Annotated in this window: 18 protein-coding genes; 11 read left to right on the top strand and 7 right to left on the bottom strand. The window is 64.0% G+C overall.

Annotation, left to right across the window (positions count from 1 at the left end; translation table 11 throughout):
- Positions 1-76 precede the first annotated feature (76 nt).
- Positions 77-751, top strand: a complete 675-nt coding sequence (locus JQ621_RS26260) for a Crp/Fnr family transcriptional regulator (RefSeq protein ID WP_212238430.1) — start codon at positions 77-79, stop codon at positions 749-751.
- On the opposite strand, the gene JQ621_RS26255 is transcribed toward JQ621_RS26260, so the two are convergent.
- The 3 genes from JQ621_RS26255 to JQ621_RS26245 form a co-directional block, all read right to left on the bottom strand.
- Positions 748-2,334 carry a tetratricopeptide repeat protein gene (locus JQ621_RS26255; protein WP_212238428.1) on the bottom strand — a complete coding sequence of 529 codons (1,587 nt, stop codon included), beginning with the start codon at positions 2,332-2,334 and terminating at the stop codon, positions 748-750. The genes JQ621_RS26260 and JQ621_RS26255 overlap by 4 nt on opposite strands.
- 98 nt (positions 2,335-2,432) lie before the next feature.
- Complete coding sequence (locus JQ621_RS26250) at positions 2,433-3,689, bottom strand: MFS transporter (protein WP_212238426.1); 1,257 nt, start codon at positions 3,687-3,689, stop codon at positions 2,433-2,435.
- A gap of 123 nt (positions 3,690-3,812) precedes the next feature.
- Positions 3,813-4,655: a uroporphyrinogen-III synthase gene (locus JQ621_RS26245; RefSeq protein WP_212238424.1), complete on the bottom strand. Its 843-nt coding sequence runs from the start codon at positions 4,653-4,655 to the stop codon at positions 3,813-3,815.
- Between the two features lie 159 nt (positions 4,656-4,814).
- Between JQ621_RS26245 and purU the strand changes: the two genes are divergently transcribed.
- On the top strand, positions 4,815-5,678 hold the full coding sequence (purU, locus tag JQ621_RS26240) for a formyltetrahydrofolate deformylase (protein ID WP_212238422.1): 864 nt from the start codon (positions 4,815-4,817) through the stop codon (positions 5,676-5,678).
- A gap of 69 nt (positions 5,679-5,747) precedes the next feature.
- Here the strand turns inward: purU and JQ621_RS26235 are convergent, their stop codons facing one another.
- Positions 5,748-6,032, bottom strand: a complete 285-nt coding sequence (locus tag JQ621_RS26235; RefSeq protein WP_212238419.1) for a hypothetical protein — start codon at positions 6,030-6,032, stop codon at positions 5,748-5,750.
- Positions 6,033-6,568: 536 nt separating this feature from the next.
- Here JQ621_RS26235 and JQ621_RS26230 point away from each other — a divergent pair.
- The 6 genes from JQ621_RS26230 (at position 6,569) to JQ621_RS26205 (ending at position 12,396) form a co-directional block, all read left to right on the top strand.
- Entirely contained in the window at positions 6,569-7,753 is a 1,185-nt protein-coding gene (locus JQ621_RS26230; protein WP_212238416.1) for an ABC transporter substrate-binding protein, read from the top strand.
- A 134-nt stretch (positions 7,754-7,887) separates the two neighbouring features.
- Positions 7,888-8,757, top strand: coding sequence for a branched-chain amino acid ABC transporter permease (locus JQ621_RS26225; protein WP_212238413.1), 870 nt, complete (start codon positions 7,888-7,890; stop codon positions 8,755-8,757).
- Between the two features lie 8 nt (positions 8,758-8,765).
- Positions 8,766-9,794, top strand: a complete 1,029-nt coding sequence (locus JQ621_RS26220; protein WP_212238410.1) for a branched-chain amino acid ABC transporter permease — start codon at positions 8,766-8,768, stop codon at positions 9,792-9,794.
- Positions 9,791-10,546, top strand: a complete 756-nt coding sequence (locus JQ621_RS26215) for an ABC transporter ATP-binding protein (protein WP_212238407.1) — start codon at positions 9,791-9,793, stop codon at positions 10,544-10,546. Before JQ621_RS26220 ends, JQ621_RS26215 begins: the two co-directional genes overlap by 4 nt.
- The gene (locus JQ621_RS26210; protein ID WP_212238404.1) at positions 10,539-11,255 is read left to right on the top strand and encodes an ABC transporter ATP-binding protein; all 717 of its coding nucleotides are present in this window, start codon (positions 10,539-10,541) and stop codon (positions 11,253-11,255) included. The genes JQ621_RS26215 and JQ621_RS26210 overlap by 8 nt, the downstream gene beginning before the upstream one ends.
- Positions 11,256-11,277: 22 nt before the next feature.
- Positions 11,278-12,396, top strand: coding sequence for a cobalamin-independent methionine synthase II family protein (locus JQ621_RS26205; protein ID WP_212238402.1), 1,119 nt, complete (start codon positions 11,278-11,280; stop codon positions 12,394-12,396).
- 101 nt (positions 12,397-12,497) lie between these two features.
- Here JQ621_RS26205 and JQ621_RS26200 read toward each other — a convergent pair whose 3' ends face one another.
- The 3 genes from JQ621_RS26200 to JQ621_RS26190 form a co-directional block, all read right to left on the bottom strand.
- Positions 12,498-13,223, bottom strand: a complete 726-nt coding sequence (locus JQ621_RS26200; RefSeq protein ID WP_212238400.1) for a site-2 protease family protein — start codon at positions 13,221-13,223, stop codon at positions 12,498-12,500.
- Positions 13,220-14,149, bottom strand: coding sequence for a DUF2167 domain-containing protein (locus tag JQ621_RS26195; RefSeq protein WP_212238398.1), 930 nt, complete (start codon positions 14,147-14,149; stop codon positions 13,220-13,222). The genes JQ621_RS26200 and JQ621_RS26195 overlap by 4 nt, the downstream gene beginning before the upstream one ends.
- Positions 14,150-14,301: 152 nt before the next feature.
- Complete coding sequence (locus JQ621_RS26190) at positions 14,302-16,020, bottom strand: caspase family protein (protein ID WP_212238386.1); 1,719 nt, start codon at positions 16,018-16,020, stop codon at positions 14,302-14,304.
- A gap of 164 nt (positions 16,021-16,184) precedes the next feature.
- Between JQ621_RS26190 and JQ621_RS26185 the strand changes: the two genes are divergently transcribed.
- From JQ621_RS26185 to ahcY, 3 genes are all read left to right on the top strand, one after another.
- Positions 16,185-17,540, top strand: coding sequence for a hypothetical protein (locus tag JQ621_RS26185; protein WP_212238383.1), 1,356 nt, complete (start codon positions 16,185-16,187; stop codon positions 17,538-17,540).
- 61 nt (positions 17,541-17,601) lie between these two features.
- Positions 17,602-18,798, top strand: a complete 1,197-nt coding sequence (gene metK, locus JQ621_RS26180; protein WP_212238380.1) for a methionine adenosyltransferase — start codon at positions 17,602-17,604, stop codon at positions 18,796-18,798.
- Positions 18,799-18,918: 120 nt separating this feature from the next.
- Positions 18,919-20,340, top strand: a complete 1,422-nt coding sequence (gene ahcY / locus JQ621_RS26175) for an adenosylhomocysteinase (RefSeq protein WP_212238378.1) — start codon at positions 18,919-18,921, stop codon at positions 20,338-20,340.
- Positions 20,341-20,510 lie beyond the last annotated feature (170 nt).

Below are 20,510 nucleotides of genomic sequence, written 5' to 3'. Positions count from 1 at the left end.
GATGGTGGCTCCAACGATCATGCTGCAATGCAGCAGAAGGATGGAGTGACGAAACGGTGCGGCCGGCCCCTCGATCATGATTTCAGAGGATCAACTGAAGCGCATCGCCGCCTGGTCGCGCGAGCTCACGCCAGGGGAGATCGAGGTCGCCCGCGCCGGGATCACCGAGCGGTCCTACGGCACCGGCGAGAGCGTGTTCATGCGTGGCGACAAATTCGACTATTGGGCGGGCATGGTGAGCGGTCTTGCGCGCATGGGCGGGGTGTCGCGTGACGGCAAGGAGACCAGCCTTGCCGGCCTCACGGCAGGCGCCTGGTTCGGCGAGGGCAGCGTGCTCAAGAACGAGCTGCGCCGCTACGACGTGGTCGCGCTGCGCGACAGCCGCGTTGCACTGATGGAGCGTAGCGCCTTCATGTGGCTGTTCGAGAACAGCGTCGGCTTCAACCGCTTCCTGGTGCGCCAGCTTAACGAGCGCCTCGGCCAGTTCATCGGCATGCTCGAGGTCAACCGCACGCTGGACGCCACCGCGCGCCTCGCCCGCGGCATCGCCTCGCTGTTCAACCCGATCCTCTATCCGGAATCGACCGCGCATCTGGAGATCACCCAGGAGGAGATCGGCGCGCTCTCCGGCATGTCCCGGCAGAACGCAAACCGCGCGCTGAACCGCCTGGAGAAGGAGGGGCTGCTGCGGCTGGAGTACGGCGGCGTCACAATCCTCAATGTCGAACGGCTGCGCGGATACGGCGATTAGCGGGCTACGCTGTCCTTTAGCTCGCGCACCAAGGCAGCCACCACGCCGGCCCAGTCGCCGGGCGCAGCCTGGCGATGCAGGCGCGCGGTCGGGTACCATGGGCTGTCGGTTCGATCGAGCAGCCAGCGCCAGTCCGGATTATAGGGCAGGAGCAGGTCGACCGGCCTGCCGAGCGCCCCCGCAAGATGAGCCACCGACGTGTCGACGCAAATCACGCGGTCGAGCGCGCATATCGCGGCTGCGGTGTCGTCGAAGTCGTGCAGGAACGGCGACAGATCGGTGATTGTCTCCCGCGGAAAGATTTTGATGTCCCTTGCCCGAGCGCCGACCTGCAGGCTGAAGAAGCGGAGTGCGCCCGCTGCCTTCGCCTCCAGCAGCGGCAACAGCGCCCTCGGCTTGATCGAGCGGTTGTGGTCGTTGCGATGCGCGGTATTGCCGGCCCAGACCAATCCTATTCGCAGGCCGTGATCGGCGCCGAGCCGATGGGACCAACTCTCGACGGCCGCCGGGTCGGCGGCGAGGTAAGGCACTGGTCCCGGAATCTCGCGCAGGTCGAAGCCGAATGCGTGCGGCAGGCTCATGAAGGGGATGTGGACGTCGAAAGCAGACAAGGGATCGCCGGAATTGACGAGGCGGACCCGCGAGAGTCCATCCTGCGCGATCTTCCGCGCGGCGAGACGATGCAAGGCCGGATCGACTTCGACGACGAGACTGCCCGCGCGCGCGCTCAGCAGCGGCAGGTAACGCAGGAACTGAATGGTGTCGCCCAACCCCTGCTCGGCATGGAGCAGGAGCGTGCGCCCGAGAAGCGGCTCGCCACGCCAGAGCGGCTGGGCAAAGCCGCGCTGCTGCACCTCGGACGTCAGCAGGCGCGCCTCGTAGCCGGCAAGGCCGCGCGCGAAATCGCCCTGCAGCAGGAAGGCCAGCGACTGGTTCAGCCTTGCTTCCGGATAGTTCGGCCGCAGCCGCAGCGCCTCGCCATAGGCGAGAACGGCCTCGTCGAGATCGAGATTGGCGCGCAGCGCATTGCCGAGATTGTAATGGTATTCCGGCATGTCGGGCATGCGGCGGATCGCCTGACGATGCGCTGCGGCCGCAGCGATGAGACTGCCCCGCGCTTCCAGCAAAAGGCCGAGATTGGCGTGAACGCCCGCACCGTCGAAGCGGCAGTTTCCGCTTGCGAGCGCGCGGCGGTAGGCGGCCTCGGCCTCGCCGTCATGTCCGCCCTCGCGGAGGGCATTGCCGAGGTTGAACCAGATCTCGCCAGCTTCGGGCGCCTCGCTGAGGGCCTGCCGATAAACTTTCACCGCCTCATCGAGCTTGCCTGCGGCGCGCAAAACGATGCCGAGATTGGCCAACAGCCCGGCATCGCCTCGCTGGGCCTTGACCGCGCGGCGCAGCAGCGGCACGGCCTCGCCCGGCCGGCCGGCGCGGAACGCCGCCTGAGCCATGCAGTGGAGCGCGCCGACATGCTGCGGATAGCGGGCGAGAATCGGCCGGCACAGCGCTTCGGCCTCGCCGAGCCGGCCCGCCCCGAGACTCGACAGCGCGGCCGCCAGCATGTTGTCCGCAGCAATGTCCACAAGCGCCGCCTTCTGAATCGTCTTCGGCCTTTATTGGACAGAATTGCAACAGGCTGACGAATGGCCTGCGACGACCGCACCCGCCGCACGGTCGGCCATCACCCGCCGTTGGCCGGCGCGTGCACCGGCCAGAGGTCGGCGCGCCAGCGAATGGCGATCGCCAGCATCGCGATGAAGCCCGCGGCGGCGTAGAGAGAGCCCGTCGCGGAGTAGCCTATGACGTCGATCAGGCTGCCGGCGGCGAGCAAGCCGATCGGCAGGCCGTAGATCACCATCATGCGCACCCCCATCACGCGGCCGCGCAGGTGCGCGCTGGCCGTCCGCATCAGGATCACGGCAGCCGAAATCATCGACATGCTCTGGGCGGTGCCGGCCAGCACGAGGCAAGCCATCGCGACCGGCATGGTCCTGATTTCGACGAACACCAGCAGCAGCATGTACCAGGCCAGAGTGGCACCGATCAAAAGCCGGGCGATGCGCAGGCCACTGACCAGGCTGAGCGTGACGGAGCCGATCAGCGAACCCAGGGCGAAGCTCGCCGAGAGATAACCGAGGCCGGTCTGGTCGGTGTGAAAGATGTCGCGCGCGATGTAGGGCAGCAATCCGTTCGTCAGCGGAAACGCGGTGAGATTGGCAAGGAATGCGACGCAAAGCGCCGCCAGCATGGCCGGCCCGTTCCAGGAATACACGAGACCTTCCTTGAGATCGCGCAGCAACCGCGAGCCGGAATGGCTCTCGACCGCGCGATGCGCGGCGGATTTCGCCGGCCGGCTCAGGCAGAACATCAGAATCGCGGCCATGAAATAGAGGCAGGCGATCACCACATAGACGTTGCCGATGCCGAAGGTCGCGAACAGTCCGGCTCCCGTCAGCGCCCCGGCAATGCGCGCGCTGTCCTGGGTCGTGCGTGACAGGCTGATCGCCCCCACCAGAAGCTCGGATGGCATGATGTCGGCGAGAAGCGCGCTGCGAAGGCCGAGATCCGAGGAGCGGATCAGGCCCATGATCGTCACGATGATCATCACCTTGAGCGGCGCCAGATGTCCGGTCAGTGCCAGCACCATGATCGTCGAGGCGAGCACCGTGTAGGTGAGGCGCAGCACGACAAGAAGGTCGCGGTGACCGATGCGATCACCGACCATCCCGAGCACCGGAGCAATCAGCGTTCCGACATATTGCAGAGACGCAAGTATGGTCAGCAGCAGCACCGAGCCGGTCTCGACCAGGATGTACCAGCCGAGCACCAGCGTCTCGATCTCGAACGCCCAGGAGGTGAGCAGATCGGACGGCCACTGGAAACGATAGTTGCGGATGCGGAATGGTGCGAGCGCCGAACGCCGTGCGGCTCCGCTCACAACGCGATGACGCGTGTCACGGCGATTCCCTGCCTTCGTGGTTTCTTGTTGCCGCCTGGCAAACTAGCGCTGACGATCGGCGTGTCAATCGCAGCCGTCACGCACCGCCCCTGCGCTCTGCTCTTATCTCGCAGCAGCTCCCGGCTTGCGTTCTGCGAGCGCTGCGGCCATCGCCGAGATCAGCGGACGCATGAAATAGGCTTCATCTGCAGGCGAGATGTCGGTGCGCAGGCCGTGCGCGGCGAGCTCGCCGGACACGGCCGGTCCTACCGAGGCGATCAGTGTCCGCTCGAATCCCGCGCGCAGCTTTGCTTCGCTGCCATGTGCTTTGGCGGCCTCGACCAGCCGGCGGACCTGGCCGAGATTCGTGAGCGCGATTGAATCGATTCGTCCCTCAGCCATGTCGTCGATGGCGGCGACGATGTTGGCGTCCGCCGCCTTTGAGTCATAGACATAAGGCAGCACCGTATCGACCTCGGCGCCTTGCGCCGATAGCGCGCCGGTCAGCGCGCTGTGGTCCTTGTCAGGATAGAGCTGGAGGCCGAGACGATGCCCCTTCAAATCAAGTTTGCCCAGCATCTCGATCACGCCCTCGGTGGTCGGCTTCTCCGTGGTCTGCTGCGCCTCGAGCGAGATTTCGCGGAGCGCCTTGCCGGGCTTCGGGCCGCGGGTGAATTTTCGCGATTTGCCCAGCGCCGCGACCAAAGCCTGGTCGAGCCCACGCGTGCGCGCGAGCTTCATGATCCGCCGCAGACCTTCGCCGGTCATCAGCACAAGGTCGTCGAACGGCTTGTCGATGGCGCGCCGGATCCAGGCCTCCACCGGGGCGGGGTCTGGCGCATCCTGGATCGTGAACATCGGGCAATGCACGACCTCGGCGCCTTGCTCGGCCAGGAGCTTTGAAAACTGCGCCTCCTCGCGGGTCTCCAGGATCAGGATGCGGGTGCCGTTCAAGCGGTCGGCCATGGGCGTGCTCCGATCAGTCAAATTCGCAATGGTCCATTCATCCTGACTCCGTCGTCGGGATTGGCGCAAGTGAGGCGTGATGCTAGAGCAAGGCGCAACGCGCGGGGCGTCCTGCAAGCCCTGCATGAACCTTCCTCAAGAGCCATCTCTTCACCAGTCATGCCCGATCATCAATATGTTCTGACCCTGTCCTGTCCGGATCGCCCCGGCATCGTCTCGGCCGTGTCGACCTTCCTGGCGAATTCCGGACAGAACATTCTCGACGCCCAGCAGTTCGACGACGTCGAGACCAAGAAGTTCTTCATGCGCGTGGTGTTCACCGCGGCCGACCTGGCCGTGGAACTGGCCGCGCTCCAGACCGGCTTTGCGGCAATCGCGGAGCGTTTCGGCATGGAGTGGCAGATGCGCGACCGTGCCGCGCATCGCAAGGTGATGCTGCTGGTGTCGAAATCCGACCACTGCCTGGTCGATATCCTCTATCGCTGGCGCACCGGCGAACTGCCGATGATGCTCACCGCGATCGTCTCGAACCACCCGCGCGAGGTCTATGAGGGGCTCGATTTCGGCAGCATCCCGTTCCATTATCTGCCAGTGACCAAGGAGACCAAGCGCGAGCAGGAGACGCAGATCCTCGATCTCGTCGCCAAGACCGGCACCGATCTCGTCGTGCTGGCCCGCTACATGCAGATCCTGTCGGATGATCTGTCGGCAAAACTCTCGGGCCGCTGCATCAACATCCATCACTCGTTCCTGCCGGGCTTCAAGGGCGCAAAACCCTATCACCAGGCCCACGAGCGCGGCGTGAAGCTGATCGGCGCGACTGCCCACTACGTCACGCGCGATCTCGACGAAGGTCCGATCATCGACCAGGACGTCGAGCGTATCAGCCATCGCGACACGCCCGAGGATCTGGTTCGCAAGGGCCGCGACATCGAGCGCCGCGTGCTGGCACGCGCGATCCGCTATCATCTCGACGATCGCGTCATCCTCAATGGCCGCAAGACCGTGGTGTTCATGGATTAGCGAATGGTGGGTGGCGAGGAGCGAGTGGAGTTCTTGCTATTCGCTACTCCCAATTCGCCATTCGCCGCTTCAACGCACCGCGTCGCCCGAGGTCGACCCGGCCGTGCCCTTCTGCGCCTGCTCTTCCTTTTCGCGATCGGCCGCTGGCATCAGCCGCTTGCGCTCGCGTTCCTTCATGTAGGCATCGTATTGCGGCGTGCCCGGCCGGGGCGGGGCGTCGGGTGGCAGGCCGCCGGCCCATTGCGGGACGTAGTCACCCATGCCTGCCGAGAGCTTTTCGTTGACTGTGCCGCATCCAGCCAGCTCCGCGGCGAGCGCGAGCAGGGACACGATGGAACGGAAACGTCGGGGCATCTTTGGGTGACTGCAGTCGGAATGAGGGACCTGACGCCAGACGAGCAGCGCGATCAAAACATTAGCCTTCAACAACGTAAAATAGGCTTATTCGAGATAGGTATAAAAATACCTTATTTCGCAGACTCGGTTTCCCGCCCGCCGATGTCCGAATTCTGCAAATGAAAGACGAAATCCTCCATCCACGCTGGCGGGCTGGTTTCTAGACTGCGGTCCGCAACTCGCGACAATCTGGCTTCCACCGCGCCGGGGCTTTTTCGTTGACAGGTCCATTTTATTTGTACAATCGTACAAATGGGCGTGGCAGGCATGGGGTGCCTGGGTTACCCCGGCGTAACCGCGATATCGCTTTCCACTCTTGTCAGCGGAAACGCGCGGGCATTGCGCCGAATGGTCGCCAAACGTCCGATTGACAATGAGGGCGCGAAAGACGCCATGTGACGCGCGAAATCGCTCGTGCGTGGATTAAGATGAGGCAAGGACCGGGGACTCGGTCCGGCGCACAAGAGGTCAGGAATGAAGGGGAGGGACATCTGATGTTCGAACACAAGACGTTTTCTCGGGCGGCTGCAATTGCTGCCCTCGCAGGCCTTGCGGGCCTCGCATCGGCCAAGGCGGAAGACACCGTCAAGGTCGGCCTGATCCTGCCGATGACCGGCGGCCAGGCCTCGACCGGCAAGCAGATCGAGAACGCGATCAAGCTCTACATGAAGCAGAACGGTGACACGGTCGCCGGCAAGAAGGTCGAGATCATCGTCAAGGACGACGCCGCGATTCCGGACAAGACCAAAACCGCCGCGCAGGAACTGATCGTCAACGACAAGGTCAACTTCATCGCCGGTTTCGGCGTGACGCCGGCGGCACTGGCGGCGGCGCCGCTCGCAACGCAAGCCAAGATTCCGGAAATCGTGATGGCGGCGGGGACCTCGATCATCACCGAGCGCTCGCCCTATATCGTGCGCACGAGCTTCACGCTGGCGCAGTCCTCCACCATCATCGGCGACTGGGCGGCACAGAACGGCATCAAGAAGGTGGCGACGCTGACCTCCGACTACGCGCCGGGCAACGATGCGCTGAACTTCTTCAAGCAGAATTTCACCGCCGGGGGCGGCGAGGTGGTTGAAGAGGTCAAGGTGCCTCTCCAAAATCCGGACTTCGCGCCGTTTCTCCAGCGCATGAAGGATGCCAAGCCCGACGCGATCTTCGTGTTCGTGCCGGCGGGCCAGGGCGGCAACTTCATGAAGCAGTATGCCGAGCGCGGCCTCGACAAGGCCGGCATCAAGGTGATCGGACCGGGCGACGTTACCGACGACGACCTGCTCAACAACATGGGCGATGCCGTGATCGGCACCGTGACGGCGCATCTTTATTCCGCGGCCCATCCCTCGCAGATGAACAAGGACTTCGTCGCCGCGTACAAGAAGGACTTCAACAGCCGCCCGGGCTTCATGGCGGTGAGCGGCTATGACGGCATCCACCTCATCTACGAGGCGCTGAAAAAGACCAATGGCGATACCGACGGCACCAAGCTGGTCGAAGCCATGAAGGGGATGAAGTGGGAGAGCCCGCGCGGCCCGATCTCGATCGATCCCGAGACCCGCGACATCATCCAGAACATCTACATCCGCAGGGTCGCAAGGTCGAAGACGGACGGCGAACTCTACAATATCGAGTTCCAGGTCTTCGAGGCCGTCAAGGATCTCGGCAAGACGAAGAAATGATGCGCGAAAGCGCGTCATCCCGGAGCGCGCTTAGCGCGCATCCGGGATCTCGAAATGATTGAAATGGATTCCGGGTTCAGCGCTGCGCGCTGCCCCGGAATGACGAATGTCCATCAGGATCGACCCGGCGCGCGATGACCTCAATCCTCACCAACCTGTTCGATGGCGTTGCCTACGGCATGCTGCTGTTCGTGCTGGCCTGCGGGCTTGCGGTCACGCTCGGCCTGATGAACTTCGTCAATCTCGCCCATGGCGCCTTCGCCATGGCTGGCGGCTATGTCTGCATGCTGCTGGTCAACCAGCACGGCTGGCCATTCTTCGCGGCATTGCCGCTCGCTTTCGTCTCGTCCGCGCTGATCGGCATCGTGCTCGAGCGAACGCTCTATCGTCACCTCTATGCGCGCAGTCATCTCGACCAGGTGCTGTTCACCATCGGTCTGACGTTCATGTCGGTTGCGGCCGTGGACTACATCCAGGGTTCGTCCCGCGTGTTCATCAATCTGCCGGCGGCGCTGCAGGGCCAGTTCGATCTGTTCGGCGTCGGCATCGGGCGCTACCGGCTGATGATCATCGTGATCTGCGGCCTGCTCACCATCGGTCTGCAGATGGTGCTGGCCAAGACCCGTTTCGGCAGCCGCTTGCGCGCGGCGGTCGACGATCCCCGCGCCGCCAGCGGCCTCGGCATCAACGTGCCGCAGGTGTTCGCCTTCACCTTCGCTTTTGGATGTGGTCTCGCCGGTCTTGGCGGCGCGCTGAGCGCCGAGATCCTCGGCCTCGATCCGTACTTCCCGCTGAAGTTCATGATCTACTTCCTGATCGTGGTCACCGTCGGCGGTTCGTCCTCCATCACCGGACCATTTTTGGCTTCGCTCCTGCTCGGCATCGGCGACGTCGCCGGAAAATATTACGTGCCGAAGATGGGACCCTTCGTGATCTACACCATGATGATCGTGATCCTGATCTGGCGCCCGAACGGCCTGTTCGGCCGTACGGCCGCGCGTTGAGTCCGCCGATGAACGCTTCTTCCGACGTCGGTTTCCACGCCCAGCGGCAGGCGCGCTGGCATTATGGCGAGGCCGCCTTCTGGCTCGTCGTGCTCGCTTGCGGCTTTCTGTTTCCCACGCGCTATCTGATAATGACCGACATCATGCGGCTGGCGCTGTTCGCGATGTCGCTCGATCTCATCCTCGGCTATGCCGGCATCGTGTCGCTCGGTCACGCGGCCTTCTTCGGTGTCGGCGCGTATGCGGCCGGATTGCTGGCGCTGCACGGCATCATCAACGAGCCGGTGCTCGCGCTGATCGTCGCGGGCCTCGCCGCAATGGTGCTCGGCTTTGCCACCAGTTTCCTGGTGATCCGCGGCGTCGACCTGACCCGCCTGATGGTGACGCTCGGCATCGCGCTGCTGCTGGAGGCCCTCGCGGAGCGCTTCTCCAACATCACCGGCGGTACCGACGGCCTGCAAGGCATCGAGATGCAGCCGATTTTCGGCGAGATCCCGTTCGATATGTTCGGCAAAGCCGGCTTCTTCTACTCGCTGGCCGTGCTGTTCGTGCTGTTCCTGCTGGCTCGCCGCATCGTGCATTCGCCGTTCGGCCTGTCGCTGCGCGCGATCAAGAACAATCCGCTGCGCGCGGCTGCTATTGGCATCCCCGTCAACCGCCGCCTGATCGCGATCTACACGCTCGCTGCGTTCTATGCCGGCATTGCGGGCGCACTGTTCACCCAGACCACCGCCATCGCCTCGCTCGACGTGTTCGCCTTCGACCGCTCCGCCGATCTGATGCTGGTGCTCGTGATCGGCGGCACCGGCTATCTCTACGGCGGGTTGATTGGCGCGGTGATCTTCCGCATGCTGCAGGAAGTGTTCTCCACCATCACTCCGCAATATTGGCAGTTCTGGATCGGCCTCGTACTGGTCGTGATCGTGCTGGTCGGCCGCCAGCGCCTGCATTACGGCGTGCTGTTCCTGCCCAACCTCGTGATCAAGCAGATCGCGGGGCGCAAAGCGGTCGTGACCGTTCCGGAGAGCGACGCATGACCATCGCGCTCGAAACCCGGAATCTCGAAAAGCAGTTCGGCGGCCTGCGCGTCACCCGCGATCTGTCGCTGAAGATCGAGCAGGGCGCCCGCCATGCGCTGATCGGCCCGAACGGCGCCGGAAAGACCACCGTGATCAACCAGCTTACCGGTGTGCTCAAGCCGAACTCGGGTCGAATCCTGCTCGAGGGCCAGGACATCACTGACCTTCCCGTGCACAAGCGCGTGCTGCGCGGTCTCTCGCGCACCTTCCAGATCAACCAGCTCTATCCTGACCTGACCCCGCTCGAGACCATTGGCCTGGCCGTCTCAGAACGACTCGGCCATGGCGGCGACTGGTGGCGGAGGATGGGCACCCGCAACGATGTCAACGACGAGATCGCCGGTCTGCTTGCGCGCTTTCATCTGCTCGATGTCATGAACGAACAGACCGTAACGCTGCCTTACGGCAAGCAGCGCCTGCTCGAGATCGCGGTCGCGATCGCGGCCAAGCCGCGGGTGTTGCTGCTCGACGAGCCTGCCGCCGGCGTGCCGGAAAGCGAGCGCCACGACATTCTCGCGGTCGTCGGCAGCCTGCCGCGGGACGTCACTGTGCTGCTGATCGAACATGACATGGACCTCGTCTTCTCCTTTGCCGATCGCATCTCGGTGCTGGTGTCCGGTGCGCTGCTCACCGAGGGGCCGCCCGACCAGGTCGCGCGCGATCCGCAGGTGAAGGCGGTCTATCTCGGCGAGGAGGCGGTCAATGTCTGACCTGCTCGCGATCGACCAGCTTCGCGCCGGCTATGGCGAGGCGGTGGTGCTGCCGAAGATGACGCTGAACCTGGCCGAGGGCCAGGTGCTGGCGCTGCTGGGCCGCAACGGCACCGGCAAGACCACGCTGATCAACTCCATCGTCGGCGTCACCCGCCGCTTCTCGGGCACTGTCGGGCTTGCCGGCACCGACGTCACGAGCCTGCGGCCCGACCAGCGGGCGCGGGCCGGCATCGGCTGGGTGCCGCAGGAGCGCAATATCTTCCGTTCGCTGACGGTGGAAGAGAACATGACGGCAGTGGCGCAGCCGGGTCCCTGGACGGTCGACAAGGTCTACGAGATGTTTCCGCGGCTGAAGGAACGCCGCAGCAATTTCGGCAACCAGCTGTCGGGCGGCGAGCAGCAGATGCTGGCGATCGGCCGGGCGCTGACCCTCAACCCGAAGGTCCTGCTGCTGGACGAGCCGACCGAGGGCCTTGCCCCCATCATCGTCGAGGAGCTTCTGAAGGCGATCGGGGCCATCACCCGGGCCGGGGGCATCTGCTCGATCATCGTTGAGCAGAACGCGCAAAAGATTCTGGGGCTCGCCGACCGTGTTGTGATATTGGAGCGCGGAACGATCGTCCACGACGCCCCGAGCGCCGCGCTGAAGGCCGACCCGTCGGTCCTCGAGCGCCACCTCGGCGTTGCAGGGGCGGCGGCCCACTAGAAATATTCCCGGGAGTCAAGACATGCAGCGAACCAGAGCCCCCTTCCGTGCCGACGAAGTCGGCAGCCTCCTGCGTCCCGCCAAGATCAAGGAAGCCCGCGCAAAGCTCGAGACCGGCGAGATCTCCGCCGACGATCTGCGCAAGATCGAGGACATGGAGATCGAGAAGGTCGTGCACAAGCAGGCTTCGGTCGGCCTCAAGCTCGCGACCGACGGCGAATTCCGCCGCTCGTGGTGGCATTTCGATTTCCTGGCCAAGCTCACCGGCTGTGAGCTGTTCCATCCCGACGCCGGCATCCAGTTCGCGGGCGTGCAGACGCGACATGACGCGGTCCGGGTGATCGGTAAACTCGATTTCCCCGACAGCCATCCGATGCTCGACCACTTCCGCTTCCTGAAGAAGGTCGCCGACCAGGCCCACGTCACCGCCAAGATGACGATCCCGTCACCGGCCGTGCTGCACTTCCGCGGCGGCCGCAAGTCGATCTCCAAGGACATCTATCCCGATCTCGACGCCTTCTATGAGGATCTCGGCAAGACCTACCGCAAGGCCGTGAAGGCGTTCTACGACGCCGGCTGCCGTTATCTGCAGTTCGACGACACCGTTTGGGCCTATCTGTGCTCGCAGGACGAGCTGAAGAAGGCGCGCGAGCGCGGCGACGATCCGGACGGCCTGCAGCAGATCTATGCGCGCATCATCAACTACGCGCTGGCCGAAAAGCCCGCCGACATGGTGGTTACGACGCATGTTTGCCGCGGCAATTTCCGTTCGACCTGGATTTCGTCGGGCGGCTACGAGCCGGTGGCGGAGACCATGCTCGCCGGCACCAATTACGACGGCTACTTCCTGGAATACGATTCAGACCGCGCCGGCGGCTTCGAGCCGCTGCGCTTCCTGCCCAAGGGCAACAAGGTCGTCGTGGTCGGCGTCATCACCTCGAAATTCGGCGAGCTCGAGAAGAAGGACGACATCAAGCGGCGTCTGGAGGAAGCGGCCAAGTTCGTCCCGCTGGAGCAGCTCGCGCTGTCGCCGCAATGCGGCTTTGCCTCGACGGAGGAGGGCAACATCCTTTCCGAGGAAGAGCAGTGGGCCAAGCTGGGCCTCGCCGTGGAGATCGCGAAGGAAGTGTGGGGCAACTGAGTTCGACGCACCGTCTCTAGAGGCGGCAGGTTAGCGAATCCTCTCGGTGTCGTCCCGGCGAAGGCGGGGACGACATTGTCGTATGCAGGCCTGGCCCCTCGCTACCCCGCCCGCATCATCGGCCCCAGCATCTCGTGGACATCGTAGGTCATGACCGCGAGCAGCGAGGCGAGCGCGAGATACGCGCCGCCATATTCGAGCTTGGTCTGGAGCGGCACACCGTAATAGGCGACGTTTTCCGGCGCGTGCGGATCGTAGTGCCATGCGCTGATGAGCTGCGGAACGGCCAGGATCACGACGATCAGGAGCGTCGGGCTCGGCCGGTAGATCATCAATGCCGCGAGGATCGGCGCGCCCAGGAACCAGATCCGCGGGCTGAGGACGGCGGTCACCCGGCCACCATCGAGCGGGGAGAGCGGCAGCAGGTTGAACAGATTGAGGAACAGGCCGGCATAGGAAATCGCGAGCAGCAGGGCGCTGTCCTCCGAGCGTGCCCAGAGATACACGGCGAGAGCTGCACCCGTTCCGACCACCGGACCTGCGAGTGCGATATAGGCCTCGGTCTCGACGTCGACCGGCTTGTCCTTCAGCGCGATCCATGCACCGACGAACGGGATGAAGGCCGGTGCGCCCACGTCCAGGCCACGTTGGCGTGCGGCGACGTAGTGGCCCATTTCGTGCGCGAACAGCAGGGCGATGAAGCCTGCCGCATAGCGCCAGCCCCATATCGACGCGTAGATCGCGAGCGACAGCAGCATGCTGCCGCCGCTGGCGGCGAGCTTTCCCCATTTCAGGCCGGAGAACAGCAGCAGGAAGAGCGTCTTCATGCGGGGCCGCCGGCGGAATCGTCCCGCGGCTTGCGGCGGAAGAATTTCAGCACGCCTGTGCCGAACACGGCTGCGGCCACGAAGATGGCCTTTGCGAATTTAAGCACGAAGGCCAGCAGCAGGGCGAGCAGGCCGAGCTTCTTGGCGGCCACGCCGCCGACCAGCGCGAGCAGCCCGTACTCGGCGATCCGGTCGGTCGAGGCACTGAAGTCCTCATAGCGCTTGCCGGATTGGTAGGTGAGGTTGGCGAGCAGTTCATGGGCGGCGGACTTGTCGGTCGCGACCTTGGTCGAGTCCGACAGCAGGTTCAGGCTGAAATATCCATCGCGGCCCAACGCATAGGTGTTGTAGTTGACGTCCTTGCGCGCATCGTCCGGCGTGCCCTTGTCCTTGCCGAGCACCGACCATACCAGGCGATGAGACGTGGCATCGTAGTTCGGCGGCTCGATCCAGCCGATCACCTCCATCTCGGGGAAGCCGCGGGCAGCGCGATCCTTGTTGGACTCCTCGACACCCTCCTTGAGATTTTTCAAGAGGTCGTCGGCGTTCCAGTCCTTGGCGGCATCATCCTTGATGTAGCCTTCCTTGATGTAGGTGATGACGACCAGCCACCGGTCGTTCTGCCTGGTGCCAAGCACGAGGCCGACGAAACTCGCATCGTGAATCGTGTTGCCAAGCGCGCGCATCACCCTGATGCCTTCGGCCTTGGGCACGAAGAAGTCGCCGGCCGGCAGCTTCAGCGTGGCCTGGTCGATCAATGCAACGTCGGCAGGGCCGGCGGTGCCGGCATTGCTGGCGGCCTGCCAGGCGGCTGCAAGTTCCGCTTTGCGCTCAGCCTCGCTGGATGGGGCGCCTTGGGAGAAGCCGGGCAGTGACCCGAATATGACAAAGAGAATAGCGCCGACGGCGGTAATGAATTTTTGCACCAGACGTCCCCAGCAACCAGTCCACCGATGATCGGCGTTGGCGGCACTTTAGGACAACGATATGCGACGGAATAGAGCAGCCACAGGTTGCGCTCGACTATCTGCCGGGCTGTTGCAAATTTAGCTCGTCTGCGCGTTCGGCCCGGATGCCCTCATTTTTCCGCCAGATATACCTCGCCCAGCAGCGATGAGTTCGACCAAGGCACCTGCTTGTTCCTGGTGGCCGAGACCACTTCAGCCCGCACGCGCGTCAGCATCTGCTGCACTTCCAGGCCCGGCGTGCCGAGATGGCGGGAGAGCGCCGCCGAGAACGGCGAGTTGGCGCCTTCGCCATCGAGCGCGACCTGGCCCGGCGCGGTCGCGAAGGCGATCAGCGTACCGGCTCCCAATGTCGCGCCGGATGCAAGGCTTGTTGGCGCTGCGAGGCCGGATGCGCCTTCGATGCCGCGATTGGTGCCTGCGGCCGCCACGTGCTGCGCCATTGGATTGTTGCGGCAGGCGTCGAAGATCAGGATGTTGGTGCGGACCTGGTCGTCGAGGCCCGCCATGATCGTGTCCATGTCGATCATCGCCTCGGTCATGTTGGCGCCAGGCTTGAGCTCGACGTCGACGGGAATGAGATAGTTGCGGCCATCGACCTGCACGCCGTGACCGGCGTAGTAGACCAGGGCGACCTGCGCCCGTGCTGCATCTCGCAAGAACTCCCGCGTCATCGTCTGCATCGCCGTGCGATCGAGATCGACGCCTTCCGACACCGTAAATCCGATATCGCGCAAACTCTTCGCAACCGCGCGAGCGTCGTTTGGCGGGTTGGGCAGCGCCTTCACGTGGGCATAGGCGCCATTGCCGATGACCAGCGCCATGCGATTGACGCGAAGCGCGGGTGCGGGCGATGGCGCTGGCGATGCGCCCGTCTGCTGTGGCGCAGGGGCCGCCGCAGGCTGCGTCGTCGGCGAGGGCGCCTCGCGCGGAGCCGGTGCCGCTGCATCGCTTACCAGCGACAGGCGCACCTTTGCGGTCGCCTGGTTGGCCTTGCTTCCGGCGTCGGAGGCTACGATCGCGAGCGTGGCCTTATAGTCATCCGCTGCATGCAGGTAGTCGCCCTTGGCTTCATAGGCCAGCGCGCGATGGGTATACGCCGAGATCATCACGCTGTTCGGCGGAGTCATGACGTTGACCGGCGGCTTGTCCTTTGCGAGCCGGATCGCCTCGCTGCCGTCCGCAATGGCGCGGTCGAGATCGCCTCGCGCGCGCCAGATCGCGGTACGGTTGATCAGCGGCTGCGGCAACGTCGGATCGAGCCGGATCGCCTGGTTGATGTCGGTGAGCGCACCGTCGAGATCGCCGAGCGCTTCCTTCGCGATGCCGCGATTCTGGAACGAGAACGCCGATTTCGGATCTGCCTTGATCGACATGTCGTAATCGGCGATCGCCCTGGCGTAGTCACCCTTGCCGCGCCAGGCATTGCCGCGGTTGTGGAACAGGGTGCCGTTCGGCGGGCCGATCTTCAGCGCATCGTCGAAATCGGCGATCGCGATGTCGTAGTCGCCTTTGTCGTAATAGGCCGACCCCCTGAGATTGTAGACAGCCTGTCCCGGCTGCAGCCGGATCGCTTCGGTGGTGTCGGCGATGACCTTGGCGTAGTCGCCTTTCTTGTTCCAGCCCACCGCGCGCCAGAAATAGACCGTCGCGAGCTGCTCGCCCTTGAACACCTTCAGCGCAATGATCTTGCTGCAGGCATCGACCATCTGGTCCGCCGGCGTGGTCTCGGTGGTGCAGAGCGGCCCGAGCTGGCTGCGCGACTGGGCGGAGCAGGGCACCGACCATAGCGCGTTGGCGAGCAGAACGAGCGCGACGAGCGGGCGGCGCATGGCGGCGGTTCCTTCAGGAGAACGCTTGTTTGTTGCCCGGCGGCCGGTGGGGGTTCACGCAGGCGTTATCGGAGCTGGGGTAAAGGAAGGCAGTCGTATTCCCTGAGTGGGCAGAATTTGCTAAGAGCGGTTTCCCAACTTCCTTGCCCACTGTTTTCCCACCTATGAAAAACGACGAAATCCTGAGCCAAATCACCGAGTTCTGCCGCACGGCGGACATGGCGGAATCGACCTTTGGCCGGCGGGCGGTGAACGATGGGAAGCTTGTTCACCGGCTGCGCGAGGGCAAGCGCATCACCATCGACACGCTGGAGCGGATCCAGGCCTATATCGCGGCATCGACGACCGGCGGCCTGCCGCCACCGCGGGGGCTTCAGGTGCCCCCGGAAAAGCGCGATCCGCGCGGCAATTTCCGCTTCTTCGAGAACCGGCAGAAATATCTGCTGTTCGTGCACACCTGCAGCGAGAAGCGGGTGATCGCCGACCGGGTGGCGCTGGAGCTTTCCACCATCCATCCACGCCCGCCGGCGCTGCGCATTTTCGATGCCGGCGTGGGCGACGGCACCGTGCTGGCGCGGGTGCTGCGCGCCACGCACCAGCGCTACCCGCATATGCCGTTCTACGTGGCTGGCAAGGAACTGAGCCTCGAGGACCTGCGCCTGACGCTGGAGAAGGTGCCGGACCGCATTTTCGAGCATCCGGCGTCCGTTTTCGTGTTTACCAACATGTTCTATTCCGAGGCGCCCTGGCTCACGCCGGCATCGCCTGCGGCCGCCGCCGCCACGGTCTGGCACGAGGTCCCGCTCCGGGGCGCCTCGTCGGGTGAGTTCGAGCAGCAGATCGCCGAGCTGCGCCCGTTCCTGGAGCAGAACTGGCGTGCCGCAATCAGCCCACGCACGGCGATGCCGCTTTACGAGCGGCCGGTCGTCCTCGTGCTCTACCGCGATGACCACCGGTTCCTGCTCGATTCGACCATTCCCCGGCCAGGCCAGACCGAGGCCAATTTCGACCTCGTGATTGCATCCCAGCCATACCGGGCGCTGTCTTCGGTCAATTTCCGGGCCAAGCGGATTATCGCACCGCTGGCCAAGGCCTTGCGACCAGGCGGCCGCCTGATCGGTATTCACTCCCATGGTCACGATCCCGGCATGGAAATGATCCAGGCGATCTGGCCCGGAGAAAATCCTTTCTCGGTGAGCCGTCATGAGCTATTGCGCGCCGTTAAGTATGAGCTTGGATCGTTGGGCCGCGACTTAAATTTTAATGCGTACGCGGATAACCGTTCGATCTTCAGGTATGATATGGAAGCGCTGCCCAACGAGGTGACGGGTACTATCGGAACCTCGACGGCCTTTGCAGCGTGGAATGCGGCAGTGTATGTCGCCCAGATTGAGGACGACCGATTGACAGATATGACTCAAAACGGCCGCACTCTGGATGCCGCCAGGGATGTGCTGCGAAAGTACAACGGGCTCTGGTTTCTCGACGAATCCTACGTCATCTCGCGCCGGCGTGATTGACATAATCCAACTGTAAACATCGCAAACGTCCGCCGGCAGCGGTGGAACAAGGGGTTTCTTGATGCGCGCGTCCTATCTCTTCACCAGCGAGTCCGTTTCCGAAGGCCATCCGGACAAGGTCTGCGACCGGATTTCCGACGAAATCGTCGATCTGTTCTACCGCGAAGGGCCGAAGGCCGGCATCGATCCGTGGCAGATCCGCGCGGCCTGCGAAACGCTGGCGACCACCAACAAGGTGGTGATCGCAGGTGAAACCCGCGGGCCGAAGTCGGTGACCAACGAGCAGATCGAGGGCGTCGTGCGCGCCGCGATCAAGGACATCGGTTACGAGCAGGACGGTTTCCACTGGCAGAAGGCCGACATCGAGATCCTGCTGCATCCGCAGTCGGCCGACATCGCGCAGGGCGTCGACGCGCTGCAGCCGGGCGAAGTCAAGGAAGAGGGTGCCGGCGACCAGGGCATCATGTTCGGTTACGCCACCAACGAGACGCCCGACCTGATGCCGGCGCCGATCTTCTATGCCCACAAGATCCTGCGCCTGATTTCCGAAGCCCGTCACTCCGGCAAGGAGAAGGTGCTGGGTCCTGATTCCAAGAGCCAAGTCACCGTGCAGTACGAGAACGGCAAGCCGGTCGCCGTGCGCGAGATCGTGGTGTCGCACCAGCATCTGGTCGAGGATATCTCGTCGAAGCAGATCCGCGACATCGTCGAGCCCTATGTGCGCGAGGCGCTGCCGAAGGACTGGATCACGCCGAAGACCATCTGGCACATCAACCCCACCGGCAAGTTCTTCATCGGCGGTCCGGACGGCGACACCGGCCTCACCGGCCGCAAGATCATCGTCGATACCTACGGCGGTGCGGCCCCGCACGGCGGCGGTGCGTTCTCCGGCAAGGATCCGACCAAGGTCGACCGCTCCGCAGCTTACGCTGCGCGCTACGTCGCCAAGAACATCGTCGCGGCCGGGCTTGCCGATCGCTGCACGCTGCAGCTCGCTTACGCCATCGGCGTGGCACGTCCGCTGTCGATCTACATCGACACCCACGGCACCGGCAAGGTGTCGGAGGATCAGCTCGAGAAGGCCGCCGCCAAGGCGATGGATCTGACCCCGCGCGGCATCCGCAGCCATCTCGATCTCAACCGCCCGATCTACGCGCGCACCTCGGCTTACGGCCATTTCGGCCGCACGCCGGACAACGAGGGCGGCTTCTCCTGGGAGAAGACCGACCTGGTCGAACCGCTCAAGCGCGCACTCTGAGCCTTTAATATGCCGGGGGTCGCTCGCGTGAGTGATCCCCGGCCCCTTATCCATCGTTTTGAAGGTTGCGGGGTCGCCTAAGCGCTCCGGAACGACGATCCCAACAACAGGATGCCCGCAATGAACGCGAAGCCCGGCTTCACCGATTACATCGTCAAGGACATTTCGCTCGCCGATTTCGGCCGCAAGGAGCTCTCGCTCGCCGAGACCGAGATGCCCGGCCTCATGGCGACGCGCGAGGAATACGGCCCGAAGCAGCCGCTGAAGGGCGCGCGCATCGCGGGCTCCCTGCACATGACCATCCAGACCGGCGTGCTGATCGAGACGCTGGCAGCCCTCGGCGCCGACATCCGCTGGGTCTCCTGCAACATCTATTCGACGCAGGACCACGCCGCCGCTGCGATCGCAGCCGCAGGAATTCCCGTCTTCGCCGTCAAGGGCGAGACGCTGAAGGATTACTGGGACTACACCGCAAAATTGTTCGACTGGCACGGCGGCGGTCACCCGAACATGATCCTCGATGACGGCGGTGACGCCACCATGTACGTCCATCTCGGACTGCGCGCCGAGAACGGCGACACCGCGTTCCTGGACAAGCCGGGCTCGGAAGAAGAGGAAGTCTTCTTCGCGCTTCTGAAGAAGCAGCTCAAGGAAAAGCCGAAGGGCTACTTCGCCGCGATCGCTGCCAGCATCAAGGGCGTGTCCGAAGAGACCACCACGGGCGTGCACCGTCTCTACGACATGCAGAAGGCCGGCACGCTGCTGTGGCCCGCCATCAACGTCAACGACAGCGTCACCAAGTCGAAGTTCGACAACCTCTATGGCTGCCGTGAATCGCTGGTCGACGGCATCCGCCGGGGCACCGACGTGATGATGTCGGGCAAGGTGGCGATGGTCGCGGGCTTCGGCGACGTCGGCAAGGGGTCGGCGGCCTCGCTGCGCCAGGCCGGTTGCCGCGTCATGGTCTCCGAAGTCGATCCGATCTGCGCGCTCCAGGCCGCGATGGAAGGCTACGAGGTCACGACCATGGAAGACGCCGCGCCCCGCGCCGACATCTTCGTCACCGCGACCGGCAACAAGGACATCATCACGATCGAGCACATGCGTGCGATGAAGGATCGCGCCATCGTCTGCAACATCGGCCACTTCGACAACGAGATCCAGATCGCGGGTCTGCGTAACCTGAAGTGGACCAACATCAAGCCGCAGGTCGACGAGATCGAATTCCCCGACAAGCACCGCATCATCCTGCTGTCGGAAGGCCGCCTCGTGAACCTCGGCAATGCGATGGGCCATCCGTCCTTCGTGATGTCGGCCTCCTTCACCAACCAGACGCTGGCGCAGATCGAGCTGTTCGCCAACAACAAGGACGGCAAGTACAAGAAGGAAGTCTACGTGCTGCCGAAGACGCTCGACGAGAAGGTCGCGCGCCTCCACCTCGCCAAGATCGGCGTCAAGCTCACCGAGCTGCGCAAGGACCAGGCCGACTATATCGGCGTCAAGCAGGAAGGCCCCTACAAGTCGGACCACTACCGCTACTGAGTTCGATCCACTCAGAACACGCGAAGGCCTCGGAGCGATCCGGGGCCTTTTGCTTTGTCCGCGTGGCGGCAGGCGGCCGCGCCGTGGCAAAAAATCGGTTCCCGGTTCGGTTGTTGCGGATTGACGGCCCGGGCTTGCGGTCGGACTATCCCGCCGCGGCGGAGGAAACC

Origin of the sequence: Bradyrhizobium manausense (assembly GCF_018129685.1) — a bacterium.
Taxonomy (GTDB): Bacteria; Pseudomonadota; Alphaproteobacteria; order Rhizobiales; family Xanthobacteraceae; genus Bradyrhizobium; species Bradyrhizobium manausense_D.
Note: the sequence above shows the minus strand (reverse complement) of the source record. Positions and strands in the feature narration are given on the sequence as shown.

Excerpts from the sequence above, each read along its gene's own strand:
- JQ621_RS26200 (WP_212238400.1), bottom strand. The coding sequence starts at position 13,223 with ATGAAGACGCTCTTCCTGCTGCTGTTCTCCGGCCTGAAATGGGGAAAG.
- JQ621_RS26190 (WP_212238386.1), bottom strand. The coding sequence starts at position 16,020 with ATGCGCCGCCCGCTCGTCGCGCTCGTTCTGCTCGCCAACGCGCTATGG.
- JQ621_RS26245 (WP_212238424.1), bottom strand. The coding sequence starts at position 4,655 with ATGGCCGACCGCTTGAACGGCACCCGCATCCTGATCCTGGAGACCCGC.
- JQ621_RS26215 (WP_212238407.1), top strand. The coding sequence starts at position 9,791 with ATGACCATCGCGCTCGAAACCCGGAATCTCGAAAAGCAGTTCGGCGGC.
- JQ621_RS26205 (WP_212238402.1), top strand. The coding sequence starts at position 11,278 with ATGCAGCGAACCAGAGCCCCCTTCCGTGCCGACGAAGTCGGCAGCCTC.
- purU (WP_212238422.1), top strand. The coding sequence starts at position 4,815 with ATGCCCGATCATCAATATGTTCTGACCCTGTCCTGTCCGGATCGCCCC.
- JQ621_RS26230 (WP_212238416.1), top strand. The coding sequence starts at position 6,569 with ATGTTCGAACACAAGACGTTTTCTCGGGCGGCTGCAATTGCTGCCCTC.
- JQ621_RS26220 (WP_212238410.1), top strand. The coding sequence starts at position 8,766 with ATGAACGCTTCTTCCGACGTCGGTTTCCACGCCCAGCGGCAGGCGCGC.
- JQ621_RS26235 (WP_212238419.1), bottom strand. The coding sequence starts at position 6,032 with ATGCCCCGACGTTTCCGTTCCATCGTGTCCCTGCTCGCGCTCGCCGCG.
- ahcY (WP_212238378.1), top strand. The coding sequence starts at position 18,919 with ATGAACGCGAAGCCCGGCTTCACCGATTACATCGTCAAGGACATTTCG.
- JQ621_RS26225 (WP_212238413.1), top strand. The coding sequence starts at position 7,888 with ATGACCTCAATCCTCACCAACCTGTTCGATGGCGTTGCCTACGGCATG.
- JQ621_RS26260 (WP_212238430.1), top strand. The coding sequence starts at position 77 with ATGATTTCAGAGGATCAACTGAAGCGCATCGCCGCCTGGTCGCGCGAG.
- metK (WP_212238380.1), top strand. The coding sequence starts at position 17,602 with ATGCGCGCGTCCTATCTCTTCACCAGCGAGTCCGTTTCCGAAGGCCAT.
- JQ621_RS26210 (WP_212238404.1), top strand. The coding sequence starts at position 10,539 with ATGTCTGACCTGCTCGCGATCGACCAGCTTCGCGCCGGCTATGGCGAG.
- JQ621_RS26185 (WP_212238383.1), top strand. The coding sequence starts at position 16,185 with ATGAAAAACGACGAAATCCTGAGCCAAATCACCGAGTTCTGCCGCACG.